A 14,985-nucleotide genomic window follows, 5' to 3' on the forward strand; every position below is an offset into this window, starting at 1 on the left:
CGCCCCACCTCCGGAAATTCTCCGGAGGCGGGGCGCTCTGTCTATCTGTCAGGAGGTGGGCGCCACTACATGCCAGGGCACCGTCAAGATGCAGTCTCGGAGGCGCCGACGGGCCGGCTGAACCGGAATACCTTGCGCACGAAGAATTTCCAAAGCTGCAGCCCATCGGTGTCGTGGGCCGAAAGACGCGTGGGGGGCAGCTGTCGCCCACGCGCGATCAGCCGCGGTGAGGAGTGCGTGGATCGGCTCACCCGGTACGTTGCGGTGAATAAGGGCCTTGGGCAAGCGTTCTGCAATGTCCGAGGGCTTCTCGATGTCGAAAGGATCCCACGCCAAGGTCAGAGTGAGTGGTCGATGAGCGTCGAGAAGTACCCAGGCGCAGCGACGCCCGAGTTCGTCGCACGTCCCGTCGAGGATCAGGCCACCGGGCGCCAGACCGGATTGAATGTGCGACCATGCCGATTCCACTGCGTCTTCGGGGTATTGACGCAATACGTTGAAGGCGCGGACAAAAACCGGTGAGAGCCCGGCCAATTCGAATCCACCTCGCGCGAAGCTGACACCGTCGCGGCCGGCCACTACGCGGGCCGGATCGATTTCGAGGCCGATCACGCGGCGGTCGCGTCGTACTGCGGTAAGGCGGTCCGCCATCTCGAATGTCGTATCCGGGCGGGCGCCGTAGCCGAGGTCGACGATCAGTGGATCAGCAGCATGGCGCAGCGCACGACCCACGGATGTGTTGTGCACGATCCAGCGGTCGCTGCGGCGCAGACGGTTGATGCCGGTAGTTCCACGTGTGATGACACCCTCGGGCTTCGAGGGTGGAGCAGTCTTCACCGCGGGTCAGCGGGCGGCGAGCCAGGTCGCGGTGACCTGAGCTTCCGTACGGAACAGATCGACGAGATTGTTGAGCATCAGCTCTTCCAACTTGCCGCCGAGAAACGGGATGTACACCTTGGCTTCCGAGGAGGTTCGCAAGGTGCAGCCGGTGTCGGTGCCGAACAGTTCCATGGTTCCGGTGAGGCTTCCCGGCCCGGCGGGAATGGACGCCTCGTAGGTTCCGGTGACGATCTCACCGAACACGCCGTACGACTCTCGGCGAGTGATGACCAGATCGTTTCGCATCACGGTCTGCGCGAGATCAGGCAGATCCGCGCGGGGCAGGACATGGTGCAGGACGAGATCGATTCCGGAATCGGTGACCTCGAAATGTTCCACACGATTTTCGGAATGCTTGCGCATCTCCTCGACCCGAGCGTCCCAGTATCCGCGGTCGGTCAGTGCTTCGTAGACCTGTTCCGGGGAGTGCTGGTAGCGGGCGGAGTAGTCGATGCGGCGAGCCATGATCGAAAACGATACCGGCTACCTGCTGTTACAGAAAAAACGTACCCCGCCCGCAACCTGCTATTCGGTGATCCACCCCCGGGTGAAGTTCTGCTCGCCCTCGATCAGACGGAGAATTTCTTCGACGATCGCGCTTTCGATCTTGCCGCCGATGATCGGGATCTTGACCTCGACCTCACCGTCGGCGGTCAACGTGCAACCGGTGGCGTCGTTGGTAAGCACCTGAGTGCCCTCGACGCGTACGGGAACGCCGTCGATGTGCGCCGAGAAGGTTCCCGTCGCGGTGTCTCCGTTGAGCGGGGCGAGGGTCTCGCTCCGCTTGATGACGACGTCACCCTTGATGAAGTTGGAAACCATGGAAGGCAAGTGCTCGGCAGGAATGACCTGAGACATGGTCACGGCGACGGTTTCGTCGCGGACAGTCAGTTCGTCAATGGTTGCTCCGGGGCCTCCTACAGCGGCGACACGGTCACGCCAGTACTGCTCGGACGTCACCGCCTCATGGACCTTGGCGGCAGGGACGGTGTACTTCGATGAATGCTCGATGCGACGGCTCACGATTGTGGAGGCTACCGTTTACCGATGTGTGGGACGTAACCATTGGCCAACGCGTCGTAGATTCCGGCGCTTTCGTGTCCGAGAACATTGACCTGTCGGGATTGACGACGCTTCGAGTCGGCGGACCTGCGAGGCTGCTGGCGGAATGCCCGACGACGCAGTCGCTCGTCGACGTCGTGCGTCTGCTCGATCGTGAGCGGGTGCCTTCGCTGATCTTGGCGGGCGGCTCGAATCTGGTGATTTCCGACGACGGATTCGACGGCGTCGTGGTCCGTGTGGCGAACACCACGGTGACCCTCGACACCGACCGCGTGATTGCCGAGGCAGGTGCGGTGTGGGACGAGGTTGTCGGTCAATCCGTAGCCGCAGAATTGGGTGGCCTCGAGGCTCTGTCCGGAATCCCCGGTTCGACGGGGGCGACGCCGGTACAGAATGTCGGCGCTTACGGCGTCGAGGTGGGATCGCAGTTGCGCCGGGTCCAGTTGCTCGATCGTCGCAGCGGTGAGGTGTCCTGGGTCGAACCTGCTGCACTTCAACTGGGATACCGCTCGAGTGTCCTGAAACATTCGGATGCCGCGCTGGTCCTGGCCGTCGAATTCGACACGACCCCGGACGGGCTGAGTGCGCCGCTGGCGTACCGGGAACTGTTCACCGCTCTGGATGCGCAAGAAGGTGACCGTGTGCCTGCGTCGCTGGTCCGTGCGGCTGTTCTGGGCTTGCGTTCGGGTAAGGCGATGGTTCTCGACGCCTACGATCACGACACGTGGAGTGCTGGTTCCTTCTTCACCAATCCGGTTGTCTCCGACGATCAACTTCCGCCGGTGTTGGCCGCGATCAGCAGCAAGCTCGGGAACGTCGCAGTTCCGCAGTATCCGGGCGTCGGTGGAACCAAGTTGTCGGCAGGTTGGCTGATCGAGCGCGCCGGATTCTCGAAGGGATATCCGGGGGAGGATGCGCCCGCTCGATTGTCGACGCGTCACACCCTGGCCCTGACAAACCGGGGCGATGCGAAGTGCGCTGACATCGTTGCTCTCGCCCGAACTGTCCGGGACGGGGTCGAGGCTGCATTCGGCGTGCTTCTGGAGCCGGAACCGGTAACCGTGGGTTGCCGGATCTGAGCTGAGCCGGAAAAGCGAAGGTAGCCTGTTGAGGTGCATCAGCCAGGTAGTAGGAGAAACCGTCCGCGTCTCGCTGCCTGGGTAGCGCTCTTGCTTGTCGCAATGCTGGGTATTGCGGGCTGCACTATCGGCGGAGCCACTACTGCCGGCAATGCCGAACCGACAGAAAAACCTCCGGTCGCGCACATTACGTCGACACCCGCCGTCGGCACCCAAGACGTCAGCCCGATCGCGCCGGTATCGGTTGCAGTCACCGGCGGGACCCTGGACGAGGTGTCTCTGAGTTCCTCGGCGGGCAAACCCGTCGCCGGGCAACTGTCCCCGGACAAGACGTCGTTCACCGTCAGCGAGGCTCTCGGCTACGGGGCGACGTATTCGTGGTCGGGTTCGGCAACGGGCACCGACGGAAAAACCGTTCGAGTCGACGGCAGTTTCACGACACTCACTCCAGCATCTCGGACCGGTGGCACTCTCAACATCGCCGACGGCCAGGAAGTTGGCATCGCCGCGCCGATCACCTTGCAGTTCGACGACACCGTTGTCGACCAAGCTGCGGTGGAAAAGGCTCTGGTCGTCACCACTGTTCCGCCCACCCCCGGTTCGTGGGCCTGGCTGCCCGACGACAACGGCGGATCGCGGGCGCATTGGCGTCCGGCCACCTACTGGGTACCCGGAACTGCCGTGCATCTCGACGCCAAGCTCTACGGATTGAACTACGGCGGCGGCGCTTACGGAGACCAAGACCTCACACTCGACTTCACGATCGGTCGAAGCCAGATCGTGAAGGCCAACGCGCCCAGCCACCGTATGCAGGTGGTCCGCGACGGCCAGACAATCATGGACATTCCGGTCAGCTACGGCGAGGGAAACGAACCCCGAAACGTCACGCGCAGTGGCATTCACATGGTCACCGAGAAGTACGAAGACTTCCTCATGTCCAACCCGCCGTTCTACGAGAACGTTCGCGAACGCTGGGCAGTCCGTATCTCCAACAACGGTGAGTTCATCCATGCGAACCCCGAAACAACCGGAGTTCAGGGCTCGTCGAACGTCACCAACGGCTGCATCAACCTCTCCATGTCCGACGCCCAGGAGTACTTCGGAACCGCCCTGTATGGCGATCCAGTCGAGGTGACGGGAACGTCGATCGCGCTCTCGGCCGCCGACGGCGATATCTACGACTGGGCGATCGATCTCCCCACCTGGAAGTCGATGTCCGCGCTCGCCTGAAGCGTGCGTCCAATTCTTTCCTGACGGAACCGTCGCAGTCTTCCATGCGTCTACTGAAGGTAGATGCCGATGGAATCGGTAGAAATACACGTCGCATGGCCGGTGTGGACAAATAGGCGAAAACGGGGATTGTCGTGGGGTTTCCAGATATCACTGAGGTATTCCAGAACCTTGTTGTGGGGGCGGCGAATTCGTTTGTATCGACCACTGTGACGTTGCAATCGGCTACCGACGATAGTGAGCGCTTCACGCCCGAAGTGACCGAAGCAGCCAAGCTCGGTCAAGATGAACGCGATGAAGCCTGGCGTGTCCGTGATGCGTTGACACCTCAGGTGTCTGCTTTGGAATACAGCGAGCACTCGATCATCGACGATGATCCATTCGACGCGATGTCCCACGCGGAGATATTTGAACGCGTCAGCCGTATGGATCCGGGCACTCTGGACGCCATCGGAGGTTCGTGGACTGCAATTGCGGGGAGAACCGAAGCCGGGGTCAACCAGTTTCAACATGCAATCAGCACGGCAATCGGTGACGGTTGGCAAGGGCAGGGCGGCTCGGCTGCTTTGGCGGCTGTTCTTGCGTATGCCGAGAATGGAAATCAACTGAAAACGCGGGTTCAGCTGATTTCGAACAAGGTCAGCGAAGCTCGAATTGTCTTGGACGAGGTTAAACGGTCGATACCTGAACCCGATGGCGCCAGTATTACCGAGAGATTCATCAGTGCAATTCCCGGTGCAACGCGGAATCAAGCTCAGTACGAAGCCGAGGAAGCAGAACGGCGAGCCAGGCAGGTGATGAAGGACGTTTACCTGCCGAACATGAGGCGAGCCGACGACCAAGTGCCGATTCTCCCAGCGGCGTTCAATCCGATCACCGGCGACGGGGGAGTCAACGGATATCCGGGTAGCGGATCCGGAGGCTCGGGTGGGGGATCGAATGCGTACTCGTTACCCACCGGAAAGGCAGAAAACGGAGACTTCCGCGATCAGGGTGGGTCGGGGCAGGGTGATGGCGGGTCGGGGCAGAGCGGTGCGGGGGAAGGTGCTGCAGCGCAGGGACGTTCAGGCGGAGCGTTCGCCGGTGGTCCGTCAACTGCGGATGGCAATGCATTCGACGGTGCGTCGCAAGGTGATTCGAATGCCGGTGGAACCTCTGGCGATGCTGATCGCGCTGGTGGCGCCAACTCGGATGGTGCGGCAGGCACAACAGCCGCGTCTGCCGGGGGGTCGAACCTGCTCGCCGGCGCAAATGCCGCGGGCGTAGGCGGTACACCACATTCGAATGCCTTCGGTGCCGGTGCCGGCGCATCTCCATCGGGCGGTGCTGGGTCAGGTTCACCGGGTGGTTCCGGGTTGGGCGCCGGCGGCGGCGCTTTCGGATCCGGAGGCGGTGGGGGTGCTCTCGCGGGCGGTGGACGCGGCGCTGTCGGCGGAATAGGCAGCAGCGGAATCGGACCCGGCGGCGGTGGAGTTGGCGGTAGCGGAACCGGCGGCGGCGCCAACGGACGCAGTCCGGCGATGGGTGGCATGGGCGGAATGGCCGGGGCGCGAGGTCAAGGCAAAGATGACGACGACACCCACCAGACGCCCGGCTACTTGATCAACATCGACAATGGAAACACGTTGATCGGTGAACTGCCCATGGTCACGCCGTCAGTCCTCGGCCAATGAGTATGTCGCAGTGGCAATTCAGTGGACTCGAGTTTCAACTGCTCTGGGACGCAGTGGGTCGGGACAGGCTTCCGTATCCGCTGAGGTTTCGTCCACACGCAGAGACTATGACGGACCTTGTGCAACAGCGACAACACGCAAGTGAACGTCTCGCCGCCGTGTTGGACGAGCGTTTGCACCGAGCTCTCGAAGCCCTCGCGGAACCGACTGTGCGAGTGGAGGTGTGCGGACTGATCGGGCAGGACGTGACGCGAGGTCATGGCGTTGTGTTCGGAGGTATCGGCGTGCTGGCAGTCCAATTGCCGGGCCGACAGATTGATATCGGTTCGGACGTGATCTTGTCGGTGGGGCGGGCGTCCGAATTACCACGGATGATCGTGGACGCAATCCCTCAGTGCGCAGCGGGAACCGGTCGTGGGATCTCGGTGAGACAACTGAGCAACGTTCCTGGCCACCGGGTAATGAATAGTGCGGGTGATCCGCGGGTGGCCGAAGAACTGAAGCGATTCTTCGGCCGCCCGCGAACCTCGGTCGGCGAAATTGCTACCTATCCGGGGATTGCCGTCGACACTCGTCCAGTCGACGACGGGATTGCTTTTCACTGGTGTGACTACGCCTCGGACGGCAGGTACATCGTGGAGAACGGTGAAACGATCAGTGCCCGAGCAGCTTCGGGCGCAGATATTGTGGAGCAGATATCGAGCGGCATCGCTGAGGTGGCGAGGAGAGTCGTGCCGGTCAGGTGGTAGTGCGGTGGAAGCGTCCGGCACCTGCTTGGTCGCGGGGCCGAACCACAATTTGATCCAAGTTCACGTGTGACGGACGCGCCGCGACAAAGCCGATGATGTCGGCGATGTCCTGCGCGAGCAGGGGCGTGATGCCCTCGTACACCTTGTCGGCCTTCTCCTGGTCGCCTTCGAACCGGACCAGGGAGAATTCGGTTTCGACGGCGCCGGGAGCGATTTCGGTCAAACGAACCGGCTTGCCCAGCAGTTCGCCGCGCAAGGTCCGATGCAGTACTGCCTGAGCGTGCTTGGCGGTGGTGTATCCCGAACCGTTGTCGTACGCCTCCAGTGCAGCGATCGACGTGATGGTGACGATCAGTCCGTCTCCGGATTCGATCAGCTTGGGCAGCAACGCTTTTGTGACGCGCAGTGTGCCCAGCACATTGGTTTCCCACATCCAGCGCCAGTCGTCGAGATCTGCGTCCATGACCGTCGCGAGTCCCTTGGCGCCGCCCGCATTGTTGACCAGGACGTCCACCCTCGGCAGGACTGCGGCAAAAGCGTCGACGGAATCCTCGTCGGTGACGTCGAGTTCGAGGGCGGTGCCGCCGATCTCTTCGGCGATCTTTTCCAGCCGATCGAGGCGACGAGCCCCGATCACGACATGAAATCCAGCAGCAGCGAGCGTGCGGGCCGTCGCCTCACCGATACCGGAACTAGCTCCGGTGACAACAGCGACGCGGGCATCGGAAGAAAGGGTCATGACTCAATCGTAGAGCTAGTCGGCCGCATACTCTGCCTCTCGTTCGATGGATTCGATGTGACGTGCCGGAACTCGGACGGCACCGGGCGTGTAGGTGACGGCCCGGAGTGCACCGCTGTATCGGAAGGCGCCACGGCGGGTTCGCAGGTCCCAGGACACCGGGCCACGAGCATCGACGCCAACCGAGATTCCGGTCCACGGAGCCATACCGACGAGTTGTACCTGCTCGCTGAGTTGACCGGCAAAGGTGCCGTCGACACTCACGGCAAGATTCCAGCGCAATCGCGGTGCGACGGTCACCGCGACGTCGATACGAGTACTTCCGACGGCGAGGGGGCCGGTGTCGACGCTCTGGTAGACGCCGAATGCGTTGTAACCGAGATGGAGGTGGCCGTGTTCCACGTACAGGATGTATCCGCCTTGAGGATCGCCGTGAGCGACCACGACTCCGGCGTCGCCGTCTTGATATCCGTCGAGTTCGACGGTGATGTCGAAGTCTCGGAAGCTGATGAGGCGGGACGAGCGATAGCGCTCGAGGGTCGGTGTGCCCGCCAGGATTCGTACCGTATGCGAGAGTGCTGCTTCTTCCGGTCTGCGGACGGCTCCGACGCCATTGCCCAACAACGGAAAGACGGTATTGGCCCAGGCCGAGTTGTCCCAGGCGTCGGCGAGTTCGCGGACCTTGCCGGGGAATTGCGAGGCGAGATCGTCGAGCTCGGTAGGGTCGGTGGTGACGTTGAAAAGCTGCCAGTTCGGCTCGTCGATGTTTTCGGGAGCGAGCGCCAGAAGCTTCCAACCGTCCTTGTAATACCCACGGTTGCCGGTCATTTCGGTGTACTGCTCCGTGTGCGTGCTCGCTGCGACCGGCGAACGCAGAATATCGGCGGCCGAGACGCCGTCGAACTCTTTGGCGGGCAACCCGTTACGCACGGTCGGAACCTCGATCCCGGCGAGGTCGAGGAGGGTTGGGGCAAGGTCGGTGACGTAGGCGAACTGGTTTCGAATACCGTTGCCGTCGGAAGTTGTATCGAGTCCGGCCGGCCAGGACAAGACGAAGGGCACTCGAACTCCACCGGCAAACGACTGGCCTTTGTAGAACCGGAACGGGGTGTTGGACGTCTGACCCCACCCACGCGGATAGTGGACACCCAATTGCGGGCCACCGATCAACGACTCGTCGTGGGGGACGTCGCCGACCCAGTCTGGATCTTGTACGTGCGCGAATTGAGCGAAGTAGCTTCGAGTTCCGTCGGATCCGCCCTCAGCGGTGCCGCCGTTGTCGGAAGTGAAGACGATGATGGTGTTATCCAACTCGCCGAGTTCTTCGAGAGTCTCGACGATGCGGCCGACGCTCTGGTCGACCGAATCCACCATCCCGGCGTATACCTCCATGTAGCGGGCGAATCGTGACTGGTGCTCGGGCGTCAGTGAATCCCATTCGGGCACATCGAAACCGGGTTCGGAATTGCGCGGCGCTTGCTTGGTTTCTTCCGGGAAAAGCCCGGCCGCCAGTTGAGCGGCAAAGCGGGACTCGCGAATTCGGTCCCAGCCCTCGTTATAGCGCCCACGGTACTTGGCTTGGTCTTCGGGTTTGGCCTGCAACGGTCCGTGCATGGCGACGTGAGCGAAGTAGCGGAAGAACGGTTTCTCGGCGTCGTGCGCTCGGAGGTCTTTGATCAATGATCTTTCGGTGCAAACCCGGTCGTTCAGGGCCGGGATAGCCGAACCTGTCGGTGGCTGCCGTTAGTGTCTCGGGTATGGCTACGGGGGTGGTGAAGCGGGCCTACAAGTACCGCTTCTATCCGACGGACGGGCAAGCTGAGCAGCTTGCCCGCACGTTCGGGTGCACTCGGTATGTCTACAACCGGGCGCTCGCGGAGCGCTCGCAGGCGTGGCAGCAGGAGAAACGACGCGTCTCGTACGCGGACACGTCGAAAATGCTCACCGGCTGGAAACGCGAGCCGGACACGACGTGGTTGGCGGAGCCGTCGAAAGGTCCACTGCAGGAAGCCTTGCGACAGTTGCAGGGTGCGTTCGACAAGTTCTGGCGGAAGCAGACCCGGTATCCGACGTTCAAGAAAAAGGGTGTTTCGAAGGATTCGGCAACGTATTTTTCGAACTGCTTCACCTACCGGTGCGGTGTCATTCGGTTGGCGAAGCAGTCGGAGCCGTTGGACATCCGATGGTCGCGTCCGTTGCCAGACGGTGTGGTGCCTTCTCAGGTGACGGTGTCCCGTAATTCTCGTGGCCAGTACCATATTTCGATTCTCGTCGAGACCGAGATCGCCGCACTACCGCCGACGGAACAGACGGTGGGCGTCGATGCCGGAATCACGAGCCTGTTCACACTCTCGACGGGGGAGAAGATCGACAACCCGCGTCATGAGGCGAAGGATCGCGTCCGGTTGGCGAAAGCGCAACGGGCGCTGGCGAAAAAACAGAAGGGATCGGCTAACCGGGCGAAGGCCCGGTTGAAGGTCGCGAAAATCTATGGCCGCGTTGCTGATCGGCGACGCGATCATCTGCACAAACTTTCCACTCGATTGGTGCGCGAAAACCAAGTGATCGCCATCGAGGATTTGGCTGTGCCGAACATGCTGAAGAACCGTAATTTGTCGCGGGCGATTTCGGATGCGGCGTGGTCGGAGTTCCGGTCGATGCTCGACTACAAAGCCGATTGGTACGGACGGCAGGTAATCGCGATCGACCGGTTTTATCCGTCGTCGAAAACCTGCTCGGTATGTGGTGTCGTGGTCGAGTCGTTGCCGTTGGATGTTCGGGAGTGGACGTGCCGGTGCGGAGCCGTTCACGATCGGGATGTCAATGCTGCGATCAATATTTTGGCCGTCGGACTGGCGGTGTCAGCCTGTGGAGATGGTGTGAGTCCTCTTCTCTCGTAAGCGAGGGGAGGCGACTGTCTGTGAAGCAGGAACCCTGGAATGTGAGTTTCAGGGGCAACTACGGGGTGTGAGCCCTGTGGGGAATCTCGGTCTGTTTACTGCCGAGAGGAAGTCAAAGTTGGTGAGCCGAACTCCTTGTGCTGCAAGCCGGTCCAGGGTCGGAGTTTCGATCTCGGAACCGAAGGGGCCGATATCGCTGTAACCCATGTCGTCGATCAAGATGACAACGATGTTGGGGGACGTCGGATGTGGTGTCGGCGTTTGTGGCCAGGATGGCGTCGAGTCCGCGGCGGTTCGGCCTACCCGGCCGCCGAACCCTTCGTAGCCGCGTGAATGTGGTGGGGGAGTGGGATCTGTGCCGGTCATAGATGCACTCAAACACGCAAAAATCGGCGCGGCCAGAGTTCCGGTCAGGGTGATCGTTACCGCGCCCGATTTGTGGAACTAGAGGAACCTGCTATTTTTGGACCTATGTCGACCGACAAGCCTGCCGCTTTGCGGGTCACCTATGTGACCGCTGCGTTGGGGTCGCGTCTGCCGCTGGCACGCGAACTGTGTTGTTGCCGCCGTTCTTTCTGCAGCTAATTTCTGCGTCGTTCTCTCCGTCATTTTCCTGTGACCAGCATGAATGCTGGCTTCCCGGCGGCCGAGATGTGCGCTTCTTCCACCTTCTGCAAGGGACAGCCATGTCGACCCCCACACTTTCCGCCGTTCACCTTCGACCACGAACCGTTCTTTCCGGTCCCCGGCCTCAGGTTGTTGCGCCTGAACTGCGCATAGCCGACGGACCGGCGGCAACGGTCCTGCGTATTGCTCGGCTCCGCGGGCCGATCTCACGGGACATCGCAACCAAGGCCTCGGGGTTGAGCATTGCGACAGTCAATCGGCAGGTCACCAGCCTGCTCGAACTGGGAGTGGTTCGGGAACGCGCCGACTTGACCACTGCGGGCGCGATCGGACGTCCCAAAGTTCCCTTCGAGGTGAACCACGAGCCGTATCTGACCATCGGCATCCATATCGGTGCTGCGGTCACCAGCATCATCGCGAGTGACATTCGCGGCCGGGTGCTCGGTGCGGTCGAGATCCCCACGCCGACCACCAATTCTTCTGTTGCGCTTGCCACTATCGCTCGATCGGCAAAGTCGTTCATTTCGCGGTGGCACAAGCGTCGGCCGCTCGCGGTGGGTGTCGCGATCGGTGGACGAGTGGACTCGGCCACCGGAGTGGTCGATCACCCCAGGTTGGGGTGGAAGGGCGCGAAGGTCGGCTCGGTCATCGGCGCCGGCTTGGGCCTACCGGTTTCCGTTGCAGCGCATGTCGAGGCTATGGCCGCATCAGAGTTGCTGCTGAGCGCCGACCGTGCCGAGGTTCCCGCCACCGGCACCACAGCCCTGTACTTCTATGCACGCGAAACAACTGGCATTGCTATCACTTTCGAAGGGCGCGTACACACACCGTCCAGCGGACCCGGTTCGATAGCCCACCTCCCGACGGGTTCGTCGGCTCAGTGCATCTGCGGTTCGGTGGGCTGCTTGGAAGCCACCATCAGTGATCGAGCCATTGTCACCGAGGCACTGTCGCGGGGCGTGGTTATCCAAGGTAGTGAACGGATCACCATCGCGGACGTGTACGCGGCAGCATCAGCCGGTTCGGCTCCGGCGCATGAGTTGTTGGTCGAACGCGCCCGTGTGCTCGGACGGACCGTGGCACTCCTGCGTGACCTGTTCAATCCGGATCGTGTGATCCTGGGCGGCCAGGCCTTTACCGATTACGCGGCCGGAGCGCCGTACGTCGCCGAAGCGTTTTCGGCGGCATCGTCATTGGAGCGCAAGGATATTCGCATCACCGGTTTCGGTAATCGGGTACAGGAATATGCGTCGACGGTGGTGTCGTTGAGTTCACTGTTCGCAGATCCGGCGGCGGCTATGCGCCGGGCGGCGGTTGTCTGAGCAAACGACGTTCAGAGTTCCGGTCGATCGAGGACCCTCAACCAGGTTCCGTCGGGCTGGCGGCGCGCCACCTGAGTGCGTCCGCCGGTACCGTCGGCCGGTGCAGTGGACGTCATCGCGAGATCACTGCTGGTGACGGTGGGCAGCGCCTTTTCGACGGTGAATAGCGGTGCGGCGGCGAGCATCTGCGCGATCACGTCGCGGATGGCCGAACGGCCGACGGTAAGTGACCCGGGCGGAAATGCCATTACGGCGCCCTCTTCGTAGAGTCCGGCTACTGCGTCGGCGTCACCGGCGTTGGCGTACTCGACGAACAGTCGGGCAAGGTCTTCGGGGGTCTTTGCTGTAGTCATAGCTCTATCGTGCTGGTCTCACAGCGATAAGTCCAAGATCTAGTTTATCTAGCAGCTAGAATTATCGGTTATGGAACTGAGGCAACTCGAGTACTTCGTGGCAGTGGTCGAAGAAGCGAATTTCACCCGTGCTGCCGAGCGCCTTCATGTTGCTCAACCCGGTGTGAGTGCCCAGATCAAGCGACTGGAGCGTGAACTCGGCCAGGAACTACTCGATCGCAGTGGTCGGACAGTCTCCCTGACCGAGGCTGGACGTGCGGTGTTGCCTCATGCCCTCGCTGCCCTCACTTCCGTGCAAAGCGCCCGCGACGTCGTGGACGCCTTGACCGGGTTGGTTCGGGGATCGGTTTCCGTCGGAATGGTGACCGCCTGTGCCTCGGCTGACCTGACAGAATTGCTGAGTCGATTGCACAAGAAGCATCCCGGCTTGGATATCTCTCTGTCGGAAGATGATTCGCACAACCTTCTGGCCGGTGTCTTGGACGGAACCTTCGACATCGCGGTAGTCGGTGTTGCCGGAGATCTGCCCGAAGGTCTTGAATCTCGCGTGATCACGGATGAACGACTGGTTGCCGGTGTTGCCGCGAATCATGAACTGGCACAGGTATCCAGCCTTCCGTTCGTGGAACTCGAAACCCGGTCTGTGATCTGTCTGCCGAAGGGGACTGGAATACGAACGTGCTTCGACGCTGCCTGCGCCGCAGTTGATGTAACACCGACTGTTGCGCTCGAGGCCAGTAATCTGGGGATTATCGTCTCGCTCGCCGCACAGGGTTTGGGGATGGCTGTTCTTCCCGAATCTGCGGTGGGGCAACTGCATCGAATAGATCTGGAGCCCGAGGCGCGCTCACGACTGGAGTTGGTGTGGCGTGTCGTCGGCGGTAAGAACCCCGCGGCGTCGGCACTTATCGATCTGGCGCGAGTTGCTTCCGCCGAGTGACTTCGGCCTGAGCGCGGTCGAGACCGCCGTGCTCGAGCGCAGCCAGGTGGGAAGTATCGGTCCAGACCAGGCTGCCATGCTTACGCACCGTCACCGTCATGGTTCCGCCGAGATGCTCCAGTGCTCCGGGAACATTTCGGCGTTCCGCGGGTAGTGGAACCGGAAGGATATGGGCGTCTGAGAGCGGGGCGCTGCCGTCGATCTCGACGCTCCAGGTGCGGTTGCGCCCACGCAATGACCAACGGTCTTCGGAGACAACAGTATCCACCGGTGACGTAACCGGGTTGCCGAGCCGAAACACAGTCCCGTCCGGTAGTGCCACAACAACTGCCGTGACTTCGGTATGGAATGGTCCGGCACTGATCTGGCCACCGGCAAACGCGACGCAGGCAGTGGGATCCGTGAATCCCTGAGCCTGACCCCACCACCAGGATTCGGGGAAACCGCCTTTGCCCCAGTTCTTCTCGCCGTACACCTGCGCTCCGGTGAGGTCCCACTCCTGACCGTCCAAGACGGCACTGCCCTCGGCGCGGCCACCGAGAAGCCACGGGTGCCAATACTGATTGAGGGCGGGAACGGACTGGAAGTAGCTCGAACCGCCGAAGCGTCGACGCGGCCAGAATCGCTGCTCGGTGATCCGCACGTCCAATTGCGCGTTCCCGAAGTCTGCGTGGACATGATCCGCGTTGCCGCGGAAAGCGACATGATCTGCGCTGCCGCGAAAAGCGTTGTCCGCGTAGGCGCCCAGCGTGTCGGGATCCGCTTCTCCGCTGGGATGCTCGACGGCGCACAGGAATCCGCCGGGATGCGCGCCGACGCCGAGTGTCGACCAGTGGCCGTCGGAGGCCCGATTGATACCGGCCAGCGCGATCACGACTCGGTTGCTCTCGGGCATCGTGAACCGCCAGAAATAGCCTTCCATCGCAACGTCGTGCGAAGCAAGGAGATTGCCGTACGGCACGGTGGCCCCGGAGGATCGGTACCCGGGAATGTTCACTGCCCCAACACAGCCTGCGACGCCGTGACCTGGGCGACCAGACGGCCTTCGTCGTCGCGCAGTTCCGTCACCACGGCAATGGTGCTGCGGCCCGCATGTAGTGGCCGGGCAGTCGCGGTGACAGTGCCCTTGCGGACGCCGCGGGTGAAGACAGTTGATGAACTGGTGGTGGACGTACTGGCGCCGGCCGGCAAGTTCAGAAATGCACAGACGGCGCCGACGCTGTCTGCCAGCGTCATCAAGGCGCCGCCGTGCATTCCATTGCCTGCGGTAGTGCGGTGGCTATCCCAATCCAGATGCCCGACAACCTGTTCGGGAGCCGCGCTGTCCAGTTCGATTCCGGTATGTACTGCAAACGGCATTGTTGCTACAAGCTGTTCGAGATCCATACCAACCGATGCTAACCAGATGTCGAAGCCGATGTGAGGTTTACAA

Annotated in this window: 15 protein-coding genes and 1 pseudogene; 7 read left to right on the forward strand and 9 right to left on the reverse strand. The window is 61.8% G+C overall.

Annotated features, from left to right (window positions below):
- Positions 1–48: 48 nt before the first annotated feature.
- From BDB13_RS11170 to BDB13_RS11180, 3 genes are read right to left on the reverse strand one after another with little or no spacing between them, the layout of a single operon-like run.
- Positions 49–837 (reverse strand): SAM-dependent methyltransferase, encoded by a 789-nt coding sequence (locus BDB13_RS11170; protein WP_094271700.1) that lies wholly within the window; start codon positions 835–837, stop codon positions 49–51.
- 6 nt (positions 838–843) lie between these two features.
- Positions 844–1,344, reverse strand: a complete 501-nt coding sequence (locus BDB13_RS11175; protein WP_094271701.1) for a DUF2505 domain-containing protein — start codon at positions 1,342–1,344, stop codon at positions 844–846.
- A 60-nt stretch (positions 1,345–1,404) separates the two neighbouring features.
- Positions 1,405–1,902, reverse strand: a complete 498-nt coding sequence (locus BDB13_RS11180) for a DUF2505 domain-containing protein (protein WP_094271702.1) — start codon at positions 1,900–1,902, stop codon at positions 1,405–1,407.
- A 74-nt stretch (positions 1,903–1,976) separates the two neighbouring features.
- Here BDB13_RS11180 and BDB13_RS11185 point away from each other — a divergent pair, with 74 nt between their 5' ends.
- From BDB13_RS11185 to BDB13_RS11200, 4 genes are all read left to right on the forward strand, one after another.
- A complete protein-coding gene (locus BDB13_RS11185; RefSeq protein ID WP_094274846.1) occupies positions 1,977–3,020 on the forward strand; it encodes a UDP-N-acetylmuramate dehydrogenase in 1,044 nt (347 codons plus the stop codon).
- Between the two features lie 33 nt (positions 3,021–3,053).
- Entirely contained in the window at positions 3,054–4,250 is a 1,197-nt protein-coding gene (locus BDB13_RS11190; protein WP_094271703.1) for a L,D-transpeptidase, read from the forward strand.
- Between the two features lie 134 nt (positions 4,251–4,384).
- Complete coding sequence (locus tag BDB13_RS11195) at positions 4,385–5,923, forward strand: hypothetical protein (RefSeq protein WP_141210634.1); 1,539 nt, start codon at positions 4,385–4,387, stop codon at positions 5,921–5,923.
- Between the two features lie 2 nt (positions 5,924–5,925).
- On the forward strand, positions 5,926–6,672 hold the full coding sequence (locus BDB13_RS11200) for an ESX secretion-associated protein EspG (protein ID WP_254923013.1): 747 nt from the start codon (positions 5,926–5,928) through the stop codon (positions 6,670–6,672).
- Here BDB13_RS11200 and BDB13_RS11205 read toward each other — a convergent pair.
- Both BDB13_RS11205 and BDB13_RS11210 read right to left on the reverse strand, forming a co-directional pair.
- Complete coding sequence (locus BDB13_RS11205; protein WP_094271706.1) at positions 6,662–7,411, reverse strand: SDR family NAD(P)-dependent oxidoreductase; 750 nt, start codon at positions 7,409–7,411, stop codon at positions 6,662–6,664. The genes BDB13_RS11200 and BDB13_RS11205 overlap by 11 nt on opposite strands.
- Positions 7,412–7,426: 15 nt before the next feature.
- A pseudogene (locus BDB13_RS11210) lies at positions 7,427–9,091 on the reverse strand (sulfatase-like hydrolase/transferase); the annotation flags it as partial.
- A 77-nt stretch (positions 9,092–9,168) separates the two neighbouring features.
- Here BDB13_RS11210 and BDB13_RS11215 point away from each other — a divergent pair.
- Complete coding sequence (locus tag BDB13_RS11215) at positions 9,169–10,311, forward strand: RNA-guided endonuclease InsQ/TnpB family protein (protein ID WP_094271707.1); 1,143 nt, start codon at positions 9,169–9,171, stop codon at positions 10,309–10,311.
- A gap of 48 nt (positions 10,312–10,359) precedes the next feature.
- Here BDB13_RS11215 and BDB13_RS11220 read toward each other — a convergent pair whose 3' ends face one another.
- Positions 10,360–10,677 (reverse strand): sulfatase-like hydrolase/transferase, encoded by a 318-nt coding sequence (locus BDB13_RS11220; RefSeq protein WP_094271708.1) that lies wholly within the window; start codon positions 10,675–10,677, stop codon positions 10,360–10,362.
- Positions 10,678–10,997: 320 nt separating this feature from the next.
- Here BDB13_RS11220 and BDB13_RS11225 point away from each other — a divergent pair, with 320 nt between their 5' ends.
- The gene (locus tag BDB13_RS11225) at positions 10,998–12,260 is read left to right on the forward strand and encodes an ROK family protein (RefSeq protein ID WP_094271709.1); all 1,263 of its coding nucleotides are present in this window, start codon (positions 10,998–11,000) and stop codon (positions 12,258–12,260) included.
- A gap of 11 nt (positions 12,261–12,271) precedes the next feature.
- Here BDB13_RS11225 and BDB13_RS11230 read toward each other — a convergent pair whose 3' ends face one another.
- Positions 12,272–12,613 carry a YybH family protein gene (locus BDB13_RS11230; protein ID WP_094271710.1) on the reverse strand — a complete coding sequence of 114 codons (342 nt, stop codon included), beginning with the start codon at positions 12,611–12,613 and terminating at the stop codon, positions 12,272–12,274.
- A 70-nt stretch (positions 12,614–12,683) separates the two neighbouring features.
- Between BDB13_RS11230 and BDB13_RS11235 the strand changes: the two genes are divergently transcribed.
- The gene (locus tag BDB13_RS11235) at positions 12,684–13,553 is read left to right on the forward strand and encodes a LysR family transcriptional regulator (RefSeq protein ID WP_094271711.1); all 870 of its coding nucleotides are present in this window, start codon (positions 12,684–12,686) and stop codon (positions 13,551–13,553) included.
- Here BDB13_RS11235 and BDB13_RS11240 read toward each other — a convergent pair.
- On the reverse strand, positions 13,519–14,550 hold the full coding sequence (locus BDB13_RS11240) for a tocopherol cyclase family protein (protein ID WP_254922789.1): 1,032 nt from the start codon (positions 14,548–14,550) through the stop codon (positions 13,519–13,521). The genes BDB13_RS11235 and BDB13_RS11240 overlap by 35 nt on opposite strands.
- Positions 14,547–14,939, reverse strand: coding sequence for a PaaI family thioesterase (locus tag BDB13_RS11245; protein WP_094271712.1), 393 nt, complete (start codon positions 14,937–14,939; stop codon positions 14,547–14,549). The genes BDB13_RS11240 and BDB13_RS11245 overlap by 4 nt, the downstream gene beginning before the upstream one ends.
- Positions 14,940–14,985 lie beyond the last annotated feature (46 nt).

Source organism: Rhodococcus sp. OK302 (assembly GCF_002245895.1).
In the GTDB taxonomy this organism is placed as follows: domain Bacteria; phylum Actinomycetota; class Actinomycetes; order Mycobacteriales; family Mycobacteriaceae; genus Rhodococcus_F.

Bases quoted from the DNA above. Each gene is read 5' to 3' on its own strand.
- BDB13_RS11200 (WP_254923013.1), top strand. From the start codon at position 5,926: ATGTCGCAGTGGCAATTCAGTGGACTCGAGTTTCAACTGCTCTGGGAC.
- BDB13_RS11235 (WP_094271711.1), top strand. From the start codon at position 12,684: ATGGAACTGAGGCAACTCGAGTACTTCGTGGCAGTGGTCGAAGAAGCG.
- BDB13_RS11230 (WP_094271710.1), bottom strand. From the start codon at position 12,613: ATGACTACAGCAAAGACCCCCGAAGACCTTGCCCGACTGTTCGTCGAG.
- BDB13_RS11225 (WP_094271709.1), top strand. From the start codon at position 10,998: ATGTCGACCCCCACACTTTCCGCCGTTCACCTTCGACCACGAACCGTT.
- BDB13_RS11220 (WP_094271708.1), bottom strand. From the start codon at position 10,677: ATGACCGGCACAGATCCCACTCCCCCACCACATTCACGCGGCTACGAA.
- BDB13_RS11205 (WP_094271706.1), bottom strand. From the start codon at position 7,411: ATGACCCTTTCTTCCGATGCCCGCGTCGCTGTTGTCACCGGAGCTAGT.
- BDB13_RS11245 (WP_094271712.1), bottom strand. From the start codon at position 14,939: ATGGATCTCGAACAGCTTGTAGCAACAATGCCGTTTGCAGTACATACC.
- BDB13_RS11175 (WP_094271701.1), bottom strand. From the start codon at position 1,344: ATGGCTCGCCGCATCGACTACTCCGCCCGCTACCAGCACTCCCCGGAA.
- BDB13_RS11215 (WP_094271707.1), top strand. From the start codon at position 9,169: ATGGCTACGGGGGTGGTGAAGCGGGCCTACAAGTACCGCTTCTATCCG.